The following is a 16,700-nucleotide window of genomic DNA, read 5'->3' on the forward strand; positions in this document are numbered from 1 at the left end:
GTCATGCAGACCCTCAATACCACACTGTTGATCATCGGCGGCGGCCCCGGCGGTTATGTGACCGCGATCCGTGCCGGCCAGTTGGGCATCCCGACCATTCTGGTGGAAGGCCAATCCCTGGGCGGCACCTGCCTGAACATCGGCTGCATTCCGTCCAAGGCGCTGATTCATGTCGCCGAGCAGTTCCACCAGACCCGGCATCACAATCAGCATTCGGCCCTGGGCATCAGCGTTTCGGCACCGACCCTCGATATCACCAAGAGCGTCGAGTGGAAGGACGGCATCGTCGATCGCCTGACCACCGGCGTCGCGGCGCTGCTGAAAAAGAACAAGGTTCAGGTCGTACAAGGCTGGGCCAAGGTCATCGACGGCAAGACCGTGGACGTCGGCGACACGCGCATCCAGTGCGAACACCTGGTGCTGGCTACCGGCTCCAGGAGCGTCGACCTGCCGATGCTGCTAATTGGCGGGCCGATCATCTCGTCCACCGAAGCCCTGGCGCCGACCTCCGTGCCCAAGCGCTTGATCGTGGTCGGCGGCGGTTACATCGGCCTGGAGCTGGGCATTGCCTATCGCAAGCTCGGCGCCGAAGTCAGCGTGGTGGAAGCGCAGGAGCGCATCCTGCCGGCCTACGACGCCGAACTGACCCAGCCTGTGCACGACGAACTGAAAAAACTCGGCGTGAAGCTTTACTTGAAACACAGCGTGCAAGGCTTTGATTCTTCTAACAATACCTTGCAGGTACTGGAACCGGACGGCGAGACCCTGAACCTGGAAACCGATCAGGTGCTGGTGGCCGTCGGTCGCAAGCCGAACACCCAGGGCTGGAATCTCGAAGCGCTGAACCTGGACATGAACGGTTCGTCGATCAAGATCGACAGCCGCTGCCAGACCAGCATGCGCAACGTCTATGCCATCGGCGACCTGAGCGGCGAACCGATGCTCGCGCACCGGGCCATGGCCCAGGGCGAGATGGTCGCCGAGCTGATCAGCGGTAAATCCCGCGAGTTCAACCCGACCGCTATCGCCGCCGTATGCTTCACCGACCCGGAACTGGTGGTGGTCGGCAAGACCCCGGACGAAGCCAAGGCCGCAGGCTGGGACTGCATCGTGTCCAGCTTCCCGTTCGCCGCCAATGGTCGGGCGATGACGCTGGAATCGAAAAGCGGCTTCGTGCGCGTGGTCGCCCGTCGCGACAATCATGTGATTGTCGGTTGGCAGGCGGTGGGCGTCGGCGTGTCGGAACTGTCCACGGCGTTTGCCCAGAGCCTGGAAATGGGCGCGCGGCTGGAAGACATCGGCGGCACCATCCATGCCCATCCGACGCTGGGTGAGGCGGTGCAGGAAGCGGCGTTGCGGGCCCTTGGCCACGCATTGCACCTGTAGGAGCGAGCTCGCTCGCGAAAAACGTCAGGACAACGCGGTCATTCAGACGAGACGCGTTATCGTTGACGTCCATCGCGAGCAAGCTCGCTCCTACAAGGAACGCAATCTGGGCTGCGAAATGGGCCCGGAATGAAGTATTGTTGTCCCCATCCAAAAAACGTCAGAAGCCTTGAACCGTTTCGGCGGTTGTTAAGTGATAGAGGGTGTCATGGGTAACGAAAGCATTAATTGGGACAAGCTGGGTTTTGACTACATCAAGACCGACAAGCGCTATCTGTCGCACTGGCGTAACGGCGAGTGGGACAAAGGCACCCTGACCGAAGACAACGTGCTGCACATCAGCGAAGGCTCCACTGCCCTTCACTATGGCCAGCAGTGCTTCGAAGGCCTGAAGGCCTACCGCTGCAAGGACGGTTCGATCAACCTGTTCCGGCCGGACCGGAACGCCGCACGCATGCAGCGCAGCTGCGGTCGCCTGCTGATGCCGCAGGTGTCCACCGAACAATTCGTCGAAGCATGCAAGGACGTGGTCCGCGCCAACGAGCGTTTCATCCCGCCGTATGGCACCGGCGGCGCGCTGTACCTGCGCCCGTTCGTGATCGGCGTGGGTGACAACATCGGCGTGCGTACCGCGCCGGAGTTCATCTTCTCGATCTTCTGCATCCCGGTCGGCGCCTACTTCAAGGGCGGCCTGACCCCGCACAACTTCCTGATCTCCAGCTACGACCGTGCCGCGCCACAAGGCACCGGCGCCGCCAAGGTCGGTGGCAACTACGCCGCCAGCCTGATGCCGGGCTCCCAGGCCAAGAAGGCGCATTTCGCCGACTGCATCTACCTGGATCCGCTGACCCATACCAAGATCGAGGAAGTCGGTTCGGCCAACTTCTTCGGGATCACCCACGACAACAAGTTCGTGACCCCGAACTCGCCATCGGTACTGCCGGGCATCACCCGTCTGTCGCTGATCGAACTGGCCAAATCGCGACTGGGCCTGGAAGTGATCGAGGGCGACGTGTTCATCGACAAGCTCTCCGACTTCAAGGAAGCCGGTGCTTGCGGTACTGCAGCGGTGATCACGCCGATTGGCGGCATCAACTACAACGACCACCTGCACGTGTTCCACAGCGAAACCGAAGTCGGCCCGATCACCCAGAAGCTCTACAAGGAGCTGACCGGCGTGCAAACCGGCGACATCGAAGCGCCAGCGGGCTGGATCGTCAAGGTTTGACCTGACGCCAGACGCACAAAAGCCCCCCATCGGGTGACCGATGGGGGGCTTTTTCGTGGCCGAATGAAAAGATCGCAGCCTGCGGCAACTCCTACAATGGCTGCCCCTCAACCCTTGTAGGAGCTGCCGCAGGCTGCGATCTTTTGCTCTTCTCCTCAATATCCAACCGCAACTCAACCCCGAACCGCCCCGCCACCTCCTTGCGCCCCAACGCCGTCAACGCCAACGCGCGACTGTCCAGATCCTGCGTCACCCACTTGCGCTTGAGCGCCGTTTGCAGCAATGCCGCGCCCAGCGATCCGCCCAGATGCGGCCGACGCATGCTCCAGTCCAGGCACGGGCAGGCAAAGCGGCGGCGCAAGGTGCTCAAGTCCTGTACCTCGATCCCGAGCCCCTGAAACATTGCCGAGCCACTGTCACTCAAGCGATAGGCCTGTTCGTCGGTTTCCTCAAGCCAGCCCGCTTCGAGCATCCGGTCATGCAACAGCACGGCCAGGGTGCCCGCCATGTGGTCGTAGCAGGTGCGGGCAAATTGCAGGCGATCCGGGGTACGCGACTGGAAGCTTGGCGCGGTGTTCTGGCCGATCCCCATCAGCGCCTCCAGGGCCTGGGCCACGCGTTTGTCCGCCAGGCTGTAATAGCGATGACGTCCCTGAACGTGCAACCGTACCAGCGCCAGCTCCTTGAGTTTGGCCAGGTGGGCACTGGCCGTCGACGCGCTGACTTCGGCCACCGCCGCCAGTTCGGTGCTGGTGCGGGCGTGGCCGTCCATCAGCGAACAGAGGATTTTCGTCCGTGCAGGCTCGGCGATGGCTGCCGCCACCTGCGAGACGCCAATGTCGTGTTGTTCTGCGCTCATATTTCGCTCCCGGACGAATCAATGCCCTTTCGGACTGGAGATAGTAGCAACACTTTCCGACAACAAAAGGCTCTCACCCATGGACCCGATCATCGCTACGACTCATGCCGATCCCTATCCCTACTACGCACAACTGCGTGCCGAAGGCGGGCTGGTTTTTCATCCGGGGCTGAACCTGTGGGTGGCCAGCAGCGCCCGGGCGGTGGCCGCCGTGCTGGCGCATTCCGATTGCCACGTTCGCCCCGCGCAGGAGCCAGTCCCCAAGGCGATTGCCGATGGCATTGCCGGCCAGGTGTACGGTCAATTGATGCGCATGAATGAGGGCGAGCGCCAGCGTTGCCCACGGTCGGCGATTGCGCCGGGTCTGGAGTTGATCGATGCGCGGGAAGTCGAGGCTCTGGTCAGCGCCCGATTGAACACCGCGGATGCCGCTGGCCTGTACAACGCCATGTTCCGTGGGCCGGTGTGCGTGGTGGCGGCGTTGTTGGGATTCTCCCCGGCTCAGGGCCGCGCCATCAGCGAGTTGACGGCGGATTTCGTCGCCTGCCTGTCGCCCCTGAGTGACGCGGCACAATTGACCGCCGCCCACGCTGCAGCCGAACACTTGAGCGGTTACTTCATCGAATTGCTCGACGATCCGCACAACCACAGCCAATTGCTTGCAGGTATCCGCCAGCGCTTCGCCTCCGGCGTGCCGCAAACGCTGATCGCCAACCTGATCGGCCTGTTCTCCCAGACCTTCGACGCCACTGCCGGATTGATCGGCAACGCCGTGCTGGCATTGACTCAACACCCGTCGTTGTGCAGCGAATCAACCCCTGTAGAAGACCTGCTGGCCGAAGTGCAGCGCTTCGACCCGCCGGTACAGAACACCCGCCGCTTCGTCGCCACCCCTTGCGAGATTGACGGCGTGAGGCTGAACGCCGCAGACGTGATCCTGGTGCTGCTGGCCTCGGCCAATCGCGACCCGCAGCTCAACGATAACCCCGACGCGTTCCTGCTCGACCGCCCGAACCGGCGCAGCTTCACCTTTGGTGCGGGGCGCCATCAATGTCCGGGGCAACGCCTGGCGTTATGCATTGCCGGCGCTACCGTCCGGCAAATTCTGGCGATGAAGCCGGCACTGGATCGCCTGAGCTGGCATTACCGCCCGTCCGTGAATGGACGGATTGCGCTGTTCGGTGACTGAGCGAAAACCGCTCAAGCAGTGCGGTATTCGACGGTCAGGTGAGACAACTCATGGACCGGCGCCAGGCGTTCGCGAATGGTGTCGGCACTGACATTGGCTGGCGCCACAACGCTGACAATCGCGGCCCGCGCCTGCGGGCCGACCTGCCACACATGCAGATCGCTGATACGCACATCGTCCGACTTGAGCAACTCGCGAATCTCATCGGCAACATGGGCATCGGTGACATCGAGCAACACCGCAGCGCTGTCACGCATCAATCCAACGGCCCATTTCGCGATCACGGTGGCGCCCACAATGCCCATCACCGGGTCCAGCCACACCCACCCCAGATACCGCCCGGCCAGCAATGCGGCAATCGCCAGCACCGACGTCAAGGCGTCGGCCAACACATGGACATAGGCCGAGCGCAGGTTGTTGTCGTGATGGTGATGATGGCCGTGGCTATGCCCGTGATCGTGGCCATGATGACCGTGGTCGCCCGCCAGCAAAAAGGCACTGACGATGTTCACCGCCAGCCCCACTACCGCAATCACCGTCGCTTCAGTGAATGCCACGGTGGTTGGCTGAAACAGGCGAAAAACGGACTCACCGGCAATGCCGATCGCCACCAGCCCCAGCACCATGGCCGAGGCAAAACCGGCCAGGTCCCCGACCTTGCCGGTGCCGAAGCTGTAGCGCGCGTTGTTGGCATTGCGCCGTGCGAATCCATAGGCCGCCGCCGCGATACCCAAGGCCCCGGCATGGGTGGCCATGTGAAAACCATCGGCCAGCAGCGCCATGGAACCGGTGATGTAACCGGCAGCGATTTCGCCAATCATCATCACAAACGTCAGCGCCACGACCCATAAGGTGCGACGGGCGTTTTCATCATGGGAGGCGCCGAGAAATACATGATCGTGAGAAAAGCGCGAAGCCTGGGGTGCCTGGGTCATGGGGTTCGGGCCTCTATTTGGCATAACGACGGATGGCCAGCAACAGGTCTTCCACGCCCTGGGCGCGTTCTTCATCGCTCAGGCCCGGATGGGCCACGTGCTCGCGGGCGTGGGCGTCGATGAACTGCTCCAGCAGACCATTGACCGCGCCCCGGATCGCAGCCACCAGATGCAGGGTCTTGGCGCAATCGGCATCGGACTCGAGCGCCCGCTCCACGGCTTCCACCTGACCGGCAATCCGCCTCACCCGCTTGATCAAGTCATCTTTGTGTTCGTGAATGTGCGACATACCTATACCCCCTACCCCTATATGGTGCGTATGGTCGCCGATAGAGCGGAGCTCTGGCAAGCTACAAGTCAATCATCCCGCGTCAGCACTTCCAGCAGTTCAATTTCGAAGATCAGGTTCGAATTCGGCGTGATCTTGCCCATGGTGCGTTCGCCATAGGCCAGATGCGCCGGCACCAGCAACCTGCGCTTACCGCCGACCTGCATGCCCATGATGCCCAAGTCCCAGCCCTTGATAACCCGACCGGTACCGATCACGCACTGGAAGGGCTTGCCACGGCTATAGGAAGAATCGAATTCGGTCCCGTCCTCCAGCCAGCCACGGTACTGGGTGGTGATCAGTGCGCCTTTGATGGCGGCTTTTCCGTCACCCACTTGCAGATCGATTACCTGAAGCTCGTCATTCATTGAATTCACTCGTATGTTCACTCGCCCTCAAGGGCCTGATGGGCGCCGTTTTCCCAGATTTGCCCTCGATTGGCAACCATTGCCTGCTCGCGAAGGCGGCGGCGCAACTGCATTGAGGTAACTGACAGCCCACGGTAGATCTTCAGCGAGCCCAGCCTTTATCCTTGACGCCCCCGCTGTGTCGAGTTCTGGAGTTTCGTCCATGCCCCATGAAGGCAACCTGCTACAAGCCGCTGTCGTATTTCTGATGGCGGCCGTGCTCATCGTTCCCTTGGCCAAGCGCCTGCAACTGGGGGCAGTTCTGGGCTACCTGTTTGCCGGGGTGATCATCGGCCCGTCAGTGCTGGGCCTGATCGACAACCCGCAAAGCGTCGCTAACATTTCCGAACTCGGCGTGGTGTTGCTGCTGTTCATCATCGGCCTGGAACTGTCGCCGCGACGCTTGTGGGTGATGCGCAAATCAGTGTTCGGCGTCGGTCTGGCGCAAGTGCTGCTCACTGGCACGGTGATTGGCGTGGTGGCGCTGTGGCTGTTTGGCCAGCCGTTGAACACCGCGATCGTCCTCGGCCTGGGCCTGGCGCTGTCGTCCACGGCATTCGGCCTGCAAAGCCTGGCCGAACGCAAGGAACTGACCAGCCCCCACGGGCGGCTCGCGTTCGCCATCCTGTTGTTTCAGGACATCGCCGCAATCCCCTTGATCGCCATGGTGCCGTTGCTGGCCGGTGGCGATCACAGCACCACCGCCAGTGAAAACCTGAACCACGGCCTGCAAGTGCTGGCCAGCATCGCCGTGGTGGTGATCGGCGGGCGTTATCTGCTGCGACCGGTGTTTCGCGTGGTGACCAAAACCGCACTGCCAGAAGTCTCAACCGCCACGGCGTTGCTGGTGGTGATCGGCACGGCCTGGCTGATGGAACTGGTCGGCATTTCCATGGCCCTGGGCGCCTTCCTCGCCGGCCTGCTGCTGGCGGATTCCGAGTATCGCCATGAACTGGAAGCCCAGATCGAACCGTTCAAGGGCCTGTTGCTCGGGCTGTTTTTCATCAGCGTCGGCATGGGTGCGAACCTGAGCCTGTTGCTGAGCACACCGGTCGCAGTGCTGGGCCTGACTCTGCTGTTGATCGCGATCAAACTGCCGCTGCTGTTTATTGTTGGTCGCCTGGCCGGCGGCTTGAACAAGGTCAGTGCGATCCGCCTGGGTATCGTGTTGGCGGCCGGTGGTGAATTTGCCTTTGTGGTGTTCAAGATCGGTCGCGATCATGGGCTGTTCGCGGCGCAACTGTATGACTTGCTGGTGTTGATCATCACCCTGTCCATGGCCGTGACACCGCTGTTGCTGCTGATTTGCGCGCAGTTGGTCAGCCCGAAAGTGCAACCGGTGGAAGTACCGGAGAAGTTCCGCGAAATCGACACCGACGCGCCACGGGTGGTGATCGCCGGCATGGGTCGCATGGGCCAGATCATTGCGCGGATTTTGCGCGCACAGAACATCAAGTTCGTGGCCCTCGACACCTCGGTGGAAACCATCGAACTGTCCCGCAGCTTTGGTGGCGTGCCGGTGTTCTATGGCGACCCGATGCGCCCGGAAATACTCAGCGCGGCCAAGGTCGGGGAAGCCGAGTATTTCGTGATCGCCACCGACGACCCGGACACCAACATCAAGACTGCCGAACTGGTGCGCAAGCTCTATCCGCATATGAAGATCATCGCCCGTGCCCGTAACCGTCAGCATGTGCACCGGCTGATGGACGTCGGCGCTCACGCCGTGCGCGAAACCTATTATTCGAGCCTGGAAATGAGCCGGCAAACCCTGATCGGCCTGGGATTGACCCAGGCCCAGGCGGATGCGCGGATCAAGCGCTTCAAGCAGCACGACGAAGTGGTGCTTGAAGCCCAGCATGCGGTGTATGACGACGCGGTGAAAGTGCTGCAGACGGCGCAGGAAGCCCGGGCGGAACTGGCCAGGTTATTCGAGTCGGATCAACTGCAGGAGCAAGCGGGCACAAAATGAGGTGAATTTGAGGGCCTCATCGCGAGCAGGCTCGCTCCCACACTGGATCTTTGTCGCTCACACGCTTTTCTGTAGGAGCGAGCCTGCTCGCGATGAACGATGACGCGGTGTGATGGATCAACAACAATCGCCAAGGAGCCACCATGGCTGACAAACCCTCTCCGGCCCTCAAGGAAATCTTCAACGCCGAGCGCCTCCAGCACATCGCCAGCGAAATGACCGCGGTCTATCCGCCATTCGAGGCCAGGCGTTTCCTGAAGCTGGCCCAGTCCGGCCTGGCGGATCTCAGCGTCATGCAGCGCATGGCCCGGGTCAGCGAGTGCCTGCACGCCGTGCTCCCCCTGGACTACGAGGCGTCGCTGCAAGTGCTGCGCGCCCTCGCCCCGCGCCTCAACAGCGGCTTCGTCAGCATGTGCCTGCCGCACTATGTCGCCAGCTACGGCGCCCATGCGTTCGATCAGTCGATGGACGCGCTGAAGTATTTCACCGCCTTCGGCTCCTCGGAATTCGCGATCCGTCATTTTCTGCGCAGCGACCTCGAACGCTCACTCAAGCTGATGCACGACTGGTCGCTGGATGACAACGAACACGTACGCCGCCTGGCCAGCGAAGGCTGCCGGCCACGCCTGCCGTGGTCATTCCGGCTGGAGCCCATCCAGGCCGATCCGGCACTCGCCGCGAACATCCTCGACAACCTCAAGGCCGACACCAGCCTGTACGTGCGCAAATCCGTGGCCAACCACCTCAACGACATCACCAAGGATCACCCCGACTGGGTGCTGGATCTGATCGAAGGCTGGGCGCTGGACAACAGGCACAGCGCATGGATCGCCAGACACGCCCTGCGCAGCCTGATCAAACAGGGCAACCGGCGGGCACTGGCGATTATCGGCGCGGGCGGCAAGCCCGAAGTCGAGATCGTCGGTGTGAAAGTCGAACCGCCGGTCATTGGCCTGGGAGAAAAAATCACCCTGTCGTTTGCCGTCAAATCCACCGTTGAAAGCAGTCAGCGTCTGGTGATCGACTATGCCATCGACTACGTCAAGGCCAATGGAAGCACCTCGGCGAAGGTGTTCAAGCTCAAGGCGCTGACCCTACCCGGCAACGCCGTCGAAGCCGTCAGCCGTGGCCAGCGGATCAAGGAGCTCACTACCCGCCGGCATTATGCGGGGCGCCATGCGGTGCATGTCATGGTCAATGGTGAAAGGCTGGCCAGCACGGCGTTCGAGATTCTTGCTTGAACCTCAAGATGGATATTGGATGTGCTGCCGCCTTCGCGAGCAGGCTCGCTCCCACAGGGGAGCGCATTCCAATGTGGGAGCGAGCCTGCTCGCGAAGGCGTCAGCTCAGGCACCGCCCAACAACAACCCCTGCTCCCGCTCACACAACTGCACCACATAATCCCACAACACCCGCAACCGCACCGATTTGTGCAGCTCCCGGCGGGTGCTGATCCAATAGCTGCGCTGGATGCTTTCGTCCGGCAACAATGGCACCAGCCCCGGATCAGCACTGGCCATGTAGCACGGCAGCACGGCAATCCCCAATCCCGAGCGCGCCGCCTGTTGCTGGGCGATCACGCTGGTGCTGTGAAACACCACCTGCGGATTGCGGCAGAAGCTGTTGAGGAACATCAGTTCCTGGCTGAACAGCAAATCATCGACATAGCCGATCCACGCATGACGCCCCAGGTCCTCGCGACTGCGCAACGGCGGCGAGCGGTCGAGATAGTCCTGGCTGGCATAGAGCGCCAGGCGATAGTCGGTGAGTTTGCGGGTGACCAGCATGTCGGCGGCCGGCCGCTCGAGGTGGATGCTGATTTCCGCCTCGCGATTGAGGATGCTGACAAAACGTGGCACCGCCACCAGTTCCACCTCCAGCCCCGGATAGCGTTCGAACAAGCCGTTCATGCGACTGGCGAGGAACATGATGCCCAGCCCTTCGGTCACCCCGACGCGGATCTTGCCCAGTGGCGCGGTGGACTGGGTGATTTCCTCCTGGGCCAGCAACGCCACGTTCTCCATCGCCTCGGCGTGTTTAAGCAACGCCTCGCCCGCCGGGGTCATCTCATATCCCTGGGCATGTTGAACGAACAACGCCGTGCCGAGGCTCTTTTCGATGGCTTCGATGTGCCGCGCCACGGTGGCATGGGTGGTGTTCAGGCGGCGGGCGGCCGTGAGCAAACGCCCGCTGCGCTGCAATTCGAGAAAAAACCGCAGGTCATTCCAGTCGAACATGAATCGTCCTTGTTCTTTGCCGTTCGGGATGCTGTTTAAAAACGCACAGCGGCTGCGCAAAAACTAACATTCTTTTGACGAAAGCTAACAACTAGGATGACAGACAACAAGAACAACAAAACGAGATCAGGGATGCAGACTTCTCTGGATGAATACGATTACATCGTGGTCGGGGCCGGGCCGGCCGGGTGTCTGTTGGCCAATCGACTGTCGGCCAACCCGCAACATCGCGTGTTGCTGCTCGAAGCCGGTGGCCGCGACAACTATGCGTGGATTCACATCCCCGTGGGTTACCTGTTCTGCATCGGCAACCCGCGCACCGACTGGTGCTTCAAGACCGAAGCGCAACCGGGCTTGCAAGGTCGGGCCCTGAGCTACCCGCGCGGCAAGGTGCTGGGTGGCTGCTCATCGATCAACGGCATGATCTACATGCGCGGCCAGGCCGCTGACTACGACCGCTGGGCCGCCGACGGCAACCCTGGCTGGAGCTGGCAAGACGTGTTGCCGCTGTTCAAGCAGAGTGAAAACCACTTTGCCGGCGCCGCCGAATTTCACGGTGCCGCGGGCGAATGGCGAGTCGAACGCCAGCGCCTGTCTTGGCCGATTCTCGATGCGTTCCGCAGCGCCGTAGAACAAAGCGGCATCGCCAGCATCGATGACTTCAACCAGGGCGACAACGAAGGTTGCGGTTACTTCCAGGTAAATCAGAAGGCCGGCATCCGCTGGAACGCGTCCAAGGCCTTTCTCAAACCGGTGCGCCAGCGTCCCAATCTCACCGTGCTGACCGGTGTCGAAGTCGACCGCGTACTGCTGGACAATGGTCGCGCCTCGGCGGTCAGCGCCCGCTGGCAAGGCCAGGCGAAAACCTTCAAGGCGCGCAAGGAAATCGTCCTGTGTGCCGGCTCCGTCGGTTCGCCCAGCATCCTGCAACGCTCCGGTATCGGCCCGCGTCCGCTGCTGGAACGGCTGGGCATTGGCGTCACCCATGAGCTACCCGGTGTGGGTGGCAACCTGCAGGATCACCTGCAACTGCGGCTGATCTACAAGCTGGAAAATGCCCGCACCCTGAATCAGATTGCCGGCAGCCTGTGGGGCAAGCTGGGCATGGGCCTGCGCTACCTGTATGACCGCAGCGGTCCGCTGTCCATGGCGCCGAGCCAGTTGGGCGCCTTTGCCCGCTCGGGGCCGGAGCAGACTTCAGCCAACCTCGAATATCACGTACAACCGCTGTCGCTGGAGCGTTTTGGCGAACCGTTGCACGCGTTCCCGGCGTTCACCGCTTCGGTCTGCGATTTGCGCCCGCAAAGCCGTGGCCGGGTGGACATCCGCTCGGCCAACCCGCAAGAAGCACCGCTGATTCAACCCAATTACCTGAGCCACCCGGAAGACCTGCGGGTCGCCGCCGATGCCATTCGACTGACCCGGCGCATCGTCGCCGCGCCGGCCCTGCGCCCCTTCAATCCCGTGGAATATCTGCCCGGCGACAGCCTGCAAAGCGAAGAACAGCTGCACGAAGCCGCCGCGCGGATCGGCACCACGATTTTCCATCCGGTGGGCACCTGCCGCATGGGCAACGACGCCGACGCCGTGGTCGATGCGCAGCTCAAGGTCCATGGCATCCCCGGCCTGCGCATCGCCGACGCCTCGATCATGCCGCGCATCACCTCGGGCAACACCTGCTCGCCGACGCTGATGATTGCCGAGAAGGCGGCGCAGATGATCCTCAACTCCGCTGCAAACACAATCCCTGTAGGAGCGAGCCTGCTCGCGAAAGCGGTGGATCAGCCAGCATAAACGTTGAATGGAACGACGCCATCGCGAGCTTGCTCCTACAAGGAACACGCAACACCAGTGGAACAACAAAAACAATCACTGTGAGGGATACCGGTATGTCAGAACACGTTCAGTCCCTGGAAGCCGTGCGCAGCGCGGGCACCAGTCAGGAAACCCAGAAAGTCATCTTTGCCTCGTCCCTCGGGACGGTCTTCGAGTGGTACGACTTTTTCCTCTATGGCGCCCTCGCGGCGGTGATCAGCAAGCAATTTTTCGCCGGGGTCAACGACACCACGGCGTTTATCTTTGCGCTGATGGCCTTCGCCGCCGGCTTCATCGTCCGGCCGTTCGGTGCGCTGGTGTTCGGGCGGCTGGGGGACATGATCGGGCGCAAGTACACCTTCCTCGCCACCATCATCCTCATGGGCCTGGCAACGTTCTGCGTCGGATTGCTGCCGACCTACGCCAGCATCGGCATCGCAGCGCCAATCATCCTGGTGGTGTTGCGCATGCTCCAGGGCCTGGCCCTGGGCGGTGAATACGGCGGCGCCGCGACCTATGTCGCCGAGCACGCGCCCATTGGCAAGCGAGGCTTCCACACCAGCTGGATTCAATCCACCGCGACCCTGGGCCTGCTGCTCTCGCTGCTGGTGGTGCTGGGCTGCCGCTACTTCACCGGCGATCAGTTCGAAGTCTGGGGCTGGCGCATTCCGTTCCTGTTTTCCATCGTGCTGCTGGGCATCTCGACCTGGATTCGCCTGAGCCTGCACGAGTCGCCGGCCTTCGTGAAAATGAAATCGGAAGGCAAGCTGTGTAAACAGCCGATTCGCGACTCCTTCGGTAAGTGGGAAAACCTCAAAGTGGTGTTGATCGCGCTGTTCAGCATCAATGCCGGGCAAGCGGTGACCTTCTACGCCGCGCAATTCTATGTGCTGTTCTTCCTCACCCAGTTCCTGAAAATGGACCCGGCCGTGGCCAACGGTTTGCTGATTGTCAGCGTGATCATTGGCGCCCCCTTCTTCATTTTCTTTGGCTGGCTGTCGGACAAGGTCGGGCGCAAACCGGTGCTGATGATCGGCCTGCTGCTGGCCACCGCGCTGTATTTCCCGATTTTCAAGACCCTGGCCCACTACGCCAACCCGGCCATCGACCAGGCCAGCCGCCAGGCACCGATCACCGTGATGGCCGACCCGGACACCTGCACCTTCCAGTTCGACCCGGTGGGCAAGGCGAAATTCGACAGCCCGTGCGACAAGGTCAAGACCTTCCTGGTCAAGCAGGGCCTGCCGTACCAGAGCGCAGCGGCCCCGGCCGGCAGTGGCGTGCAGGTCAGCGTCGGCGACGTGAAGATCGATGGTTTCGACGAAGCCGCCCTGCGCGGTGCCGTGACCCTCGCCGGCTACCCGCAACAGGCGGACATGCAGCAGATCAACAAGCCGATGATCGTGGCGCTGATCGTCGCGCTGATCATCATCTCCGCGATGTGCTACGGCCCGCTGGCGGCGCTGATGGTCGAACTGTTCCCGACCCGCATCCGCTACACCTCGATGTCCTTGCCCTATCACATCGGCAACGGCTGGTTCGGCGGCTTTTTGCCGACCGTGTCGTTCGCGCTGGTGGTGTACACCGGGGACATCTTCTACGGGCTGTGGTATCCGGTGGTGATCACCGGGGTGAGCCTGGTGGTGGGAATGCTGTGCTTGCGTGAGACGCGCAACGTCGATCTCGACAAGAACTGAGGCAAGGCCTGGCGACGAGGGAGCAGGCTCCCTCGTCGCGCCCCGATCAGCCCCAATCAAACCTCGGCATCGAGCAACTCGAACTTCACTTGATCCGGGTAGAACGCCACATACTCACGAATCTGTTCGACAGACACCTTGGGATTCTCGTAACTCCACGCCGCGTTGGCAGCTTCATACCCAGGCACCTGCAAACTGAAATAGCTGGCATCGCCCTTGTACGGGCAATAACTGGTGTGGTCGGTGCGGGCGAAATACTTCTCGTCGATATCCTCACGCGGCACGTAGTACACCGGCGGGTAATTGGCCTCCAGCAACACCAGGGTCCGCGCCGAGGCGGCTACTTGAATACCGTGAAACCTTACCAGCAGGCAGCCAGGCTGCTCGGCGATGGTGATGACAGGGCTAGGACCGGAGCTTTTCATGGAATGCGTTCCTCATGACGGTGATGGACCTGCAAATCGATGATGTGGGAGCGTGGCTTGCCCGCGATGGGCTGCGCAGCAGCGCCAAAACCTGAGACCTCGGTGTATCAGGTATAACCCAAGTTTCACCCTCGCGACTGCTTCGCAGCCGAACGGAGCCAGGCCGGCGCAACACACAAAGCTGTACATCCATACAGATAAAGATTGCTCCATCGTCCATCAACCGCCATTCTGTGCATCTCTCGCACATTGATCGACGATGGTGGTTATGCGGCTGTACCTCTGTGAAAAACCTTCCCAGGCCAAAGACATCGCGGCAGTCCTCGGCGCCCGGCGCCGGGGCGATGGCTGTTGGCTGGGAACGGACGTCACGGTGACCTGGTGTATCGGCCATCTGCTGGAAACCGCACCGCCGGACGCCTACGACGCACGCTACAAGCGCTGGGTGCTGGCGGACCTGCCGATCATTCCCGAAAAATGGAAAATGACCGTCAAGCCGCGCACCGCCAGCCAATACAAGGCGGTCAAGCGTCTGCTCGGTGAAGCGTCCGAACTGATCATTGCCACGGACGCCGACCGCGAGGGCGAGATGATCGCCCGGGAACTGGTGGAACATTGCCGCTATCGCGGGCCGATCCGCCGGCTCTGGTTGTCGGCGCTGGACGATGCGTCCATCCGCAAGGCTCTGGCGGCGCTCAAACCGGGGAACGAGACCTTCAGCCTCTATCACTCGGCCCTGGGGCGCTCCCGGGCCGACTGGCTGATCGGCATGAACATGAGTCGGCTGTTCACCTTGCTGGGGCGCCAGTCTGGCTATCAAGGCGTGTTGCCGGTCGGCCGGGTGCAAACGCCGACCTTGCGCCTGGTGGTGGATCGCGATCGCAGCATCGCCGACTTCGTGCCCGTCCCCTATTGGGCCATCGACGTGCAACTGCTGCACAACGGCACCGCGTTCACCGCTCAATGGCGCGCGGCATCCGAGGTTTGCGACGATCAGGACCGCTGCCTGAATCAGGCGCTGGCGCAACAAGCGGCGGCCGCCATGAGCGGCGCGGCCAGTGCGCGGGTGATCAAACTGCGCACCGAGCGGATGCGCGAAGTGGCCCCGCTGCCGTTCGATCTGGGCACCCTTCAGGAGGTCTGCTCGAAGAAGCTCGGCCTCGGCGCCCAGGCAACCCTCGACATCGCCCAGGCGCTGTACGAAACCTACAAAGTCATTACCTATCCACGCAGTGATTGCGGCTACTTGCCCCTCAGCCAGCACAGCGAAGCACCGGCCATCCTGGCGGCACTGCGCCAGGCCGATCCGGCGTTGAACGCCTTGCACGATCACCTGGATCCGCAACGGCGCTCACGGGCCTGGAACGATGCCAGGGTCAGCGCTCACCACGGCATCATTCCCACTGCTGCGGCGAAGAATCTCGACAAGCTGGCGGGCAAACAGCGCGCGGTCTACACCCTGATCCGTGCTCGATACCTGGCGCAGTTCCTGCCCAATCACGAGTACGACCGCACCCAGGCCGACTTCGACTGCGCCGGCGAGGCCTTACGCGCTGTCGGCAAGCAGATCATCGAGCCGGGCTGGAAACGCGCCCTGCCCGAAGCGCTGGCGCAGGCCAAGGGGCGCGAAGCTCCCGCGCCGCAGACCCTACCCAACCTGGCCGAAGGCATCGATTGCGCAGTGGCCGGCGTGCGACTCAAGGACCTCTGGACCCAGCCGCCGAAGCCGTTCACTGAAGGCGATCTGATCAAGGCGATGAAGAATGTCGCCAAACTGGTGGAAGACCCGCTACTCAAGCAAAAACTCAAGGACACCACCGGCATCGGCACCGAAGCGACTCGCGCGTCGATCATCCAGGGCCTGCTCGACCGTGGTTATCTGGTCAAGAACGGCAAGGCCCTGGCCGCGACGCCAGCCGCGTTCAGCCTGATCGACGCCGTACCGCGGGCCATCGCCGATCCGGGCACCACGGCGATCTGGGAACAGGCCCTGGACATGGTGCAAAGCGGGGAAATGAGCCTGGAAGAATTCGTCACCAAACAGGCGGCGTGGATGAGCAAGCAAGTCAGCCGTTGCGCCGGGCTGAGCATGACCATCAGCGGCCCACCGCCCACCGGTTCCGCCGCAGCCCCATGGAAGAAAAAACGTAAAGGCGCCCCGCGCAAACCAGCGAGCGGTACCAAGCGCAGGTCAAAACCGGCAAGCAACACGTAAACCTGAC

General features: G+C 62.1%; 14 protein-coding genes. 8 read left to right on the top strand and 6 right to left on the bottom strand.

The features are described 5' to 3' along the window. Window positions 1–3 precede the first annotated feature (3 nt). Both lpdA and C8K63_RS06620 read left to right on the top strand, forming a co-directional pair. The gene (gene lpdA / locus C8K63_RS06615) at window positions 4–1,386 is read left to right on the top strand and encodes a dihydrolipoyl dehydrogenase (RefSeq protein WP_108215959.1); all 1,383 of its coding nucleotides are present in this window, start codon (window positions 4–6) and stop codon (window positions 1,384–1,386) included. Window positions 1,387–1,594: 208 nt separating this feature from the next. After that, window positions 1,595–2,614, top strand: a complete 1,020-nt coding sequence (locus tag C8K63_RS06620; protein WP_108215960.1) for a branched-chain amino acid aminotransferase — start codon at window positions 1,595–1,597, stop codon at window positions 2,612–2,614. Window positions 2,615–2,705: 91 nt separating this feature from the next. On the opposite strand, the gene C8K63_RS06625 is transcribed toward C8K63_RS06620, so the two are convergent. After that, window positions 2,706–3,473: a helix-turn-helix transcriptional regulator gene (locus C8K63_RS06625; RefSeq protein ID WP_108215961.1), complete on the bottom strand. Its 768-nt coding sequence runs from the start codon at window positions 3,471–3,473 to the stop codon at window positions 2,706–2,708. A gap of 79 nt (window positions 3,474–3,552) precedes the next feature. Here C8K63_RS06625 and C8K63_RS06630 point away from each other — a divergent pair, with 79 nt between their 5' ends. After that, window positions 3,553–4,662 (top strand): cytochrome P450, encoded by a 1,110-nt coding sequence (locus C8K63_RS06630; protein ID WP_108215962.1) that lies wholly within the window; start codon window positions 3,553–3,555, stop codon window positions 4,660–4,662. An 11-nt stretch (window positions 4,663–4,673) separates the two neighbouring features. Here C8K63_RS06630 and dmeF read toward each other — a convergent pair whose 3' ends face one another. The 3 genes from dmeF to C8K63_RS06645 form a co-directional block, all read right to left on the bottom strand. Then, window positions 4,674–5,597, bottom strand: a complete 924-nt coding sequence (dmeF, locus tag C8K63_RS06635; protein WP_108215963.1) for a CDF family Co(II)/Ni(II) efflux transporter DmeF — start codon at window positions 5,595–5,597, stop codon at window positions 4,674–4,676. A gap of 13 nt (window positions 5,598–5,610) precedes the next feature. Continuing rightward, window positions 5,611–5,886, bottom strand: a complete 276-nt coding sequence (locus C8K63_RS06640; RefSeq protein WP_108215964.1) for a metal/formaldehyde-sensitive transcriptional repressor — start codon at window positions 5,884–5,886, stop codon at window positions 5,611–5,613. A 68-nt stretch (window positions 5,887–5,954) separates the two neighbouring features. Beyond that, on the bottom strand, window positions 5,955–6,293 hold the full coding sequence (locus C8K63_RS06645; RefSeq protein WP_108215965.1) for an FKBP-type peptidyl-prolyl cis-trans isomerase: 339 nt from the start codon (window positions 6,291–6,293) through the stop codon (window positions 5,955–5,957). Window positions 6,294–6,495: 202 nt separating this feature from the next. Between C8K63_RS06645 and C8K63_RS06650 the strand changes: the two genes are divergently transcribed. Together C8K63_RS06650 and C8K63_RS06655 are read left to right on the top strand one after the other, a co-directional pair. After that, window positions 6,496–8,304: a monovalent cation:proton antiporter-2 (CPA2) family protein gene (locus tag C8K63_RS06650; protein WP_108215966.1), complete on the top strand. Its 1,809-nt coding sequence runs from the start codon at window positions 6,496–6,498 to the stop codon at window positions 8,302–8,304. Window positions 8,305–8,447: 143 nt separating this feature from the next. Beyond that, window positions 8,448–9,545, top strand: coding sequence for a DNA alkylation repair protein (locus C8K63_RS06655; RefSeq protein ID WP_108215967.1), 1,098 nt, complete (start codon window positions 8,448–8,450; stop codon window positions 9,543–9,545). A gap of 105 nt (window positions 9,546–9,650) precedes the next feature. On the opposite strand, the gene C8K63_RS06660 is transcribed toward C8K63_RS06655, so the two are convergent. Next, on the bottom strand, window positions 9,651–10,541 hold the full coding sequence (locus C8K63_RS06660; protein ID WP_108215968.1) for a LysR family transcriptional regulator: 891 nt from the start codon (window positions 10,539–10,541) through the stop codon (window positions 9,651–9,653). Window positions 10,542–10,673: 132 nt separating this feature from the next. On the opposite strand from C8K63_RS06660, the gene C8K63_RS06665 reads away from it, so the two are divergent. Both C8K63_RS06665 and C8K63_RS06670 read left to right on the top strand, forming a co-directional pair. Next, window positions 10,674–12,335, top strand: a complete 1,662-nt coding sequence (locus C8K63_RS06665) for a GMC family oxidoreductase (RefSeq protein ID WP_108215969.1) — start codon at window positions 10,674–10,676, stop codon at window positions 12,333–12,335. Between the two features lie 95 nt (window positions 12,336–12,430). Then, window positions 12,431–14,053: an MFS transporter gene (locus C8K63_RS06670; protein WP_108215970.1), complete on the top strand. Its 1,623-nt coding sequence runs from the start codon at window positions 12,431–12,433 to the stop codon at window positions 14,051–14,053. Between the two features lie 56 nt (window positions 14,054–14,109). Here the strand turns inward: C8K63_RS06670 and C8K63_RS06675 are convergent, their stop codons facing one another. After that, entirely contained in the window at window positions 14,110–14,478 is a 369-nt protein-coding gene (locus C8K63_RS06675) for a DUF427 domain-containing protein (protein WP_108215971.1), read from the bottom strand. 268 nt (window positions 14,479–14,746) lie between these two features. Here C8K63_RS06675 and C8K63_RS06680 point away from each other — a divergent pair, with 268 nt between their 5' ends. Next, the gene (locus C8K63_RS06680) at window positions 14,747–16,693 is read left to right on the top strand and encodes a DNA topoisomerase III (RefSeq protein ID WP_256594904.1); all 1,947 of its coding nucleotides are present in this window, start codon (window positions 14,747–14,749) and stop codon (window positions 16,691–16,693) included. Window positions 16,694–16,700 lie beyond the last annotated feature (7 nt).

The organism is Pseudomonas sp. GV085 (assembly GCF_003050925.1).
Taxonomy (GTDB): Bacteria; Pseudomonadota; Gammaproteobacteria; order Pseudomonadales; family Pseudomonadaceae; genus Aquipseudomonas.

What these genes read in the sequence shown, in the direction of transcription:
- lpdA (WP_108215959.1), top strand. Translation starts at nt 4, where the DNA reads ATGCAGACCCTCAATACCACACTGTTGATCATCGGCGGCGGCCCCGGC.
- C8K63_RS06620 (WP_108215960.1), top strand. Translation starts at nt 1,595, where the DNA reads ATGGGTAACGAAAGCATTAATTGGGACAAGCTGGGTTTTGACTACATC.
- C8K63_RS06625 (WP_108215961.1), bottom strand. Translation starts at nt 3,473, where the DNA reads ATGAGCGCAGAACAACACGACATTGGCGTCTCGCAGGTGGCGGCAGCC.
- C8K63_RS06630 (WP_108215962.1), top strand. Translation starts at nt 3,553, where the DNA reads ATGGACCCGATCATCGCTACGACTCATGCCGATCCCTATCCCTACTAC.
- dmeF (WP_108215963.1), bottom strand. Translation starts at nt 5,597, where the DNA reads ATGACCCAGGCACCCCAGGCTTCGCGCTTTTCTCACGATCATGTATTT.
- C8K63_RS06640 (WP_108215964.1), bottom strand. Translation starts at nt 5,886, where the DNA reads ATGTCGCACATTCACGAACACAAAGATGACTTGATCAAGCGGGTGAGG.
- C8K63_RS06645 (WP_108215965.1), bottom strand. Translation starts at nt 6,293, where the DNA reads ATGAATGACGAGCTTCAGGTAATCGATCTGCAAGTGGGTGACGGAAAA.
- C8K63_RS06650 (WP_108215966.1), top strand. Translation starts at nt 6,496, where the DNA reads ATGCCCCATGAAGGCAACCTGCTACAAGCCGCTGTCGTATTTCTGATG.
- C8K63_RS06655 (WP_108215967.1), top strand. Translation starts at nt 8,448, where the DNA reads ATGGCTGACAAACCCTCTCCGGCCCTCAAGGAAATCTTCAACGCCGAG.
- C8K63_RS06660 (WP_108215968.1), bottom strand. Translation starts at nt 10,541, where the DNA reads ATGTTCGACTGGAATGACCTGCGGTTTTTTCTCGAATTGCAGCGCAGC.
- C8K63_RS06665 (WP_108215969.1), top strand. Translation starts at nt 10,674, where the DNA reads ATGCAGACTTCTCTGGATGAATACGATTACATCGTGGTCGGGGCCGGG.
- C8K63_RS06670 (WP_108215970.1), top strand. Translation starts at nt 12,431, where the DNA reads ATGTCAGAACACGTTCAGTCCCTGGAAGCCGTGCGCAGCGCGGGCACC.
- C8K63_RS06675 (WP_108215971.1), bottom strand. Translation starts at nt 14,478, where the DNA reads ATGAAAAGCTCCGGTCCTAGCCCTGTCATCACCATCGCCGAGCAGCCT.
- C8K63_RS06680 (WP_256594904.1), top strand. Translation starts at nt 14,747, where the DNA reads ATGCGGCTGTACCTCTGTGAAAAACCTTCCCAGGCCAAAGACATCGCG.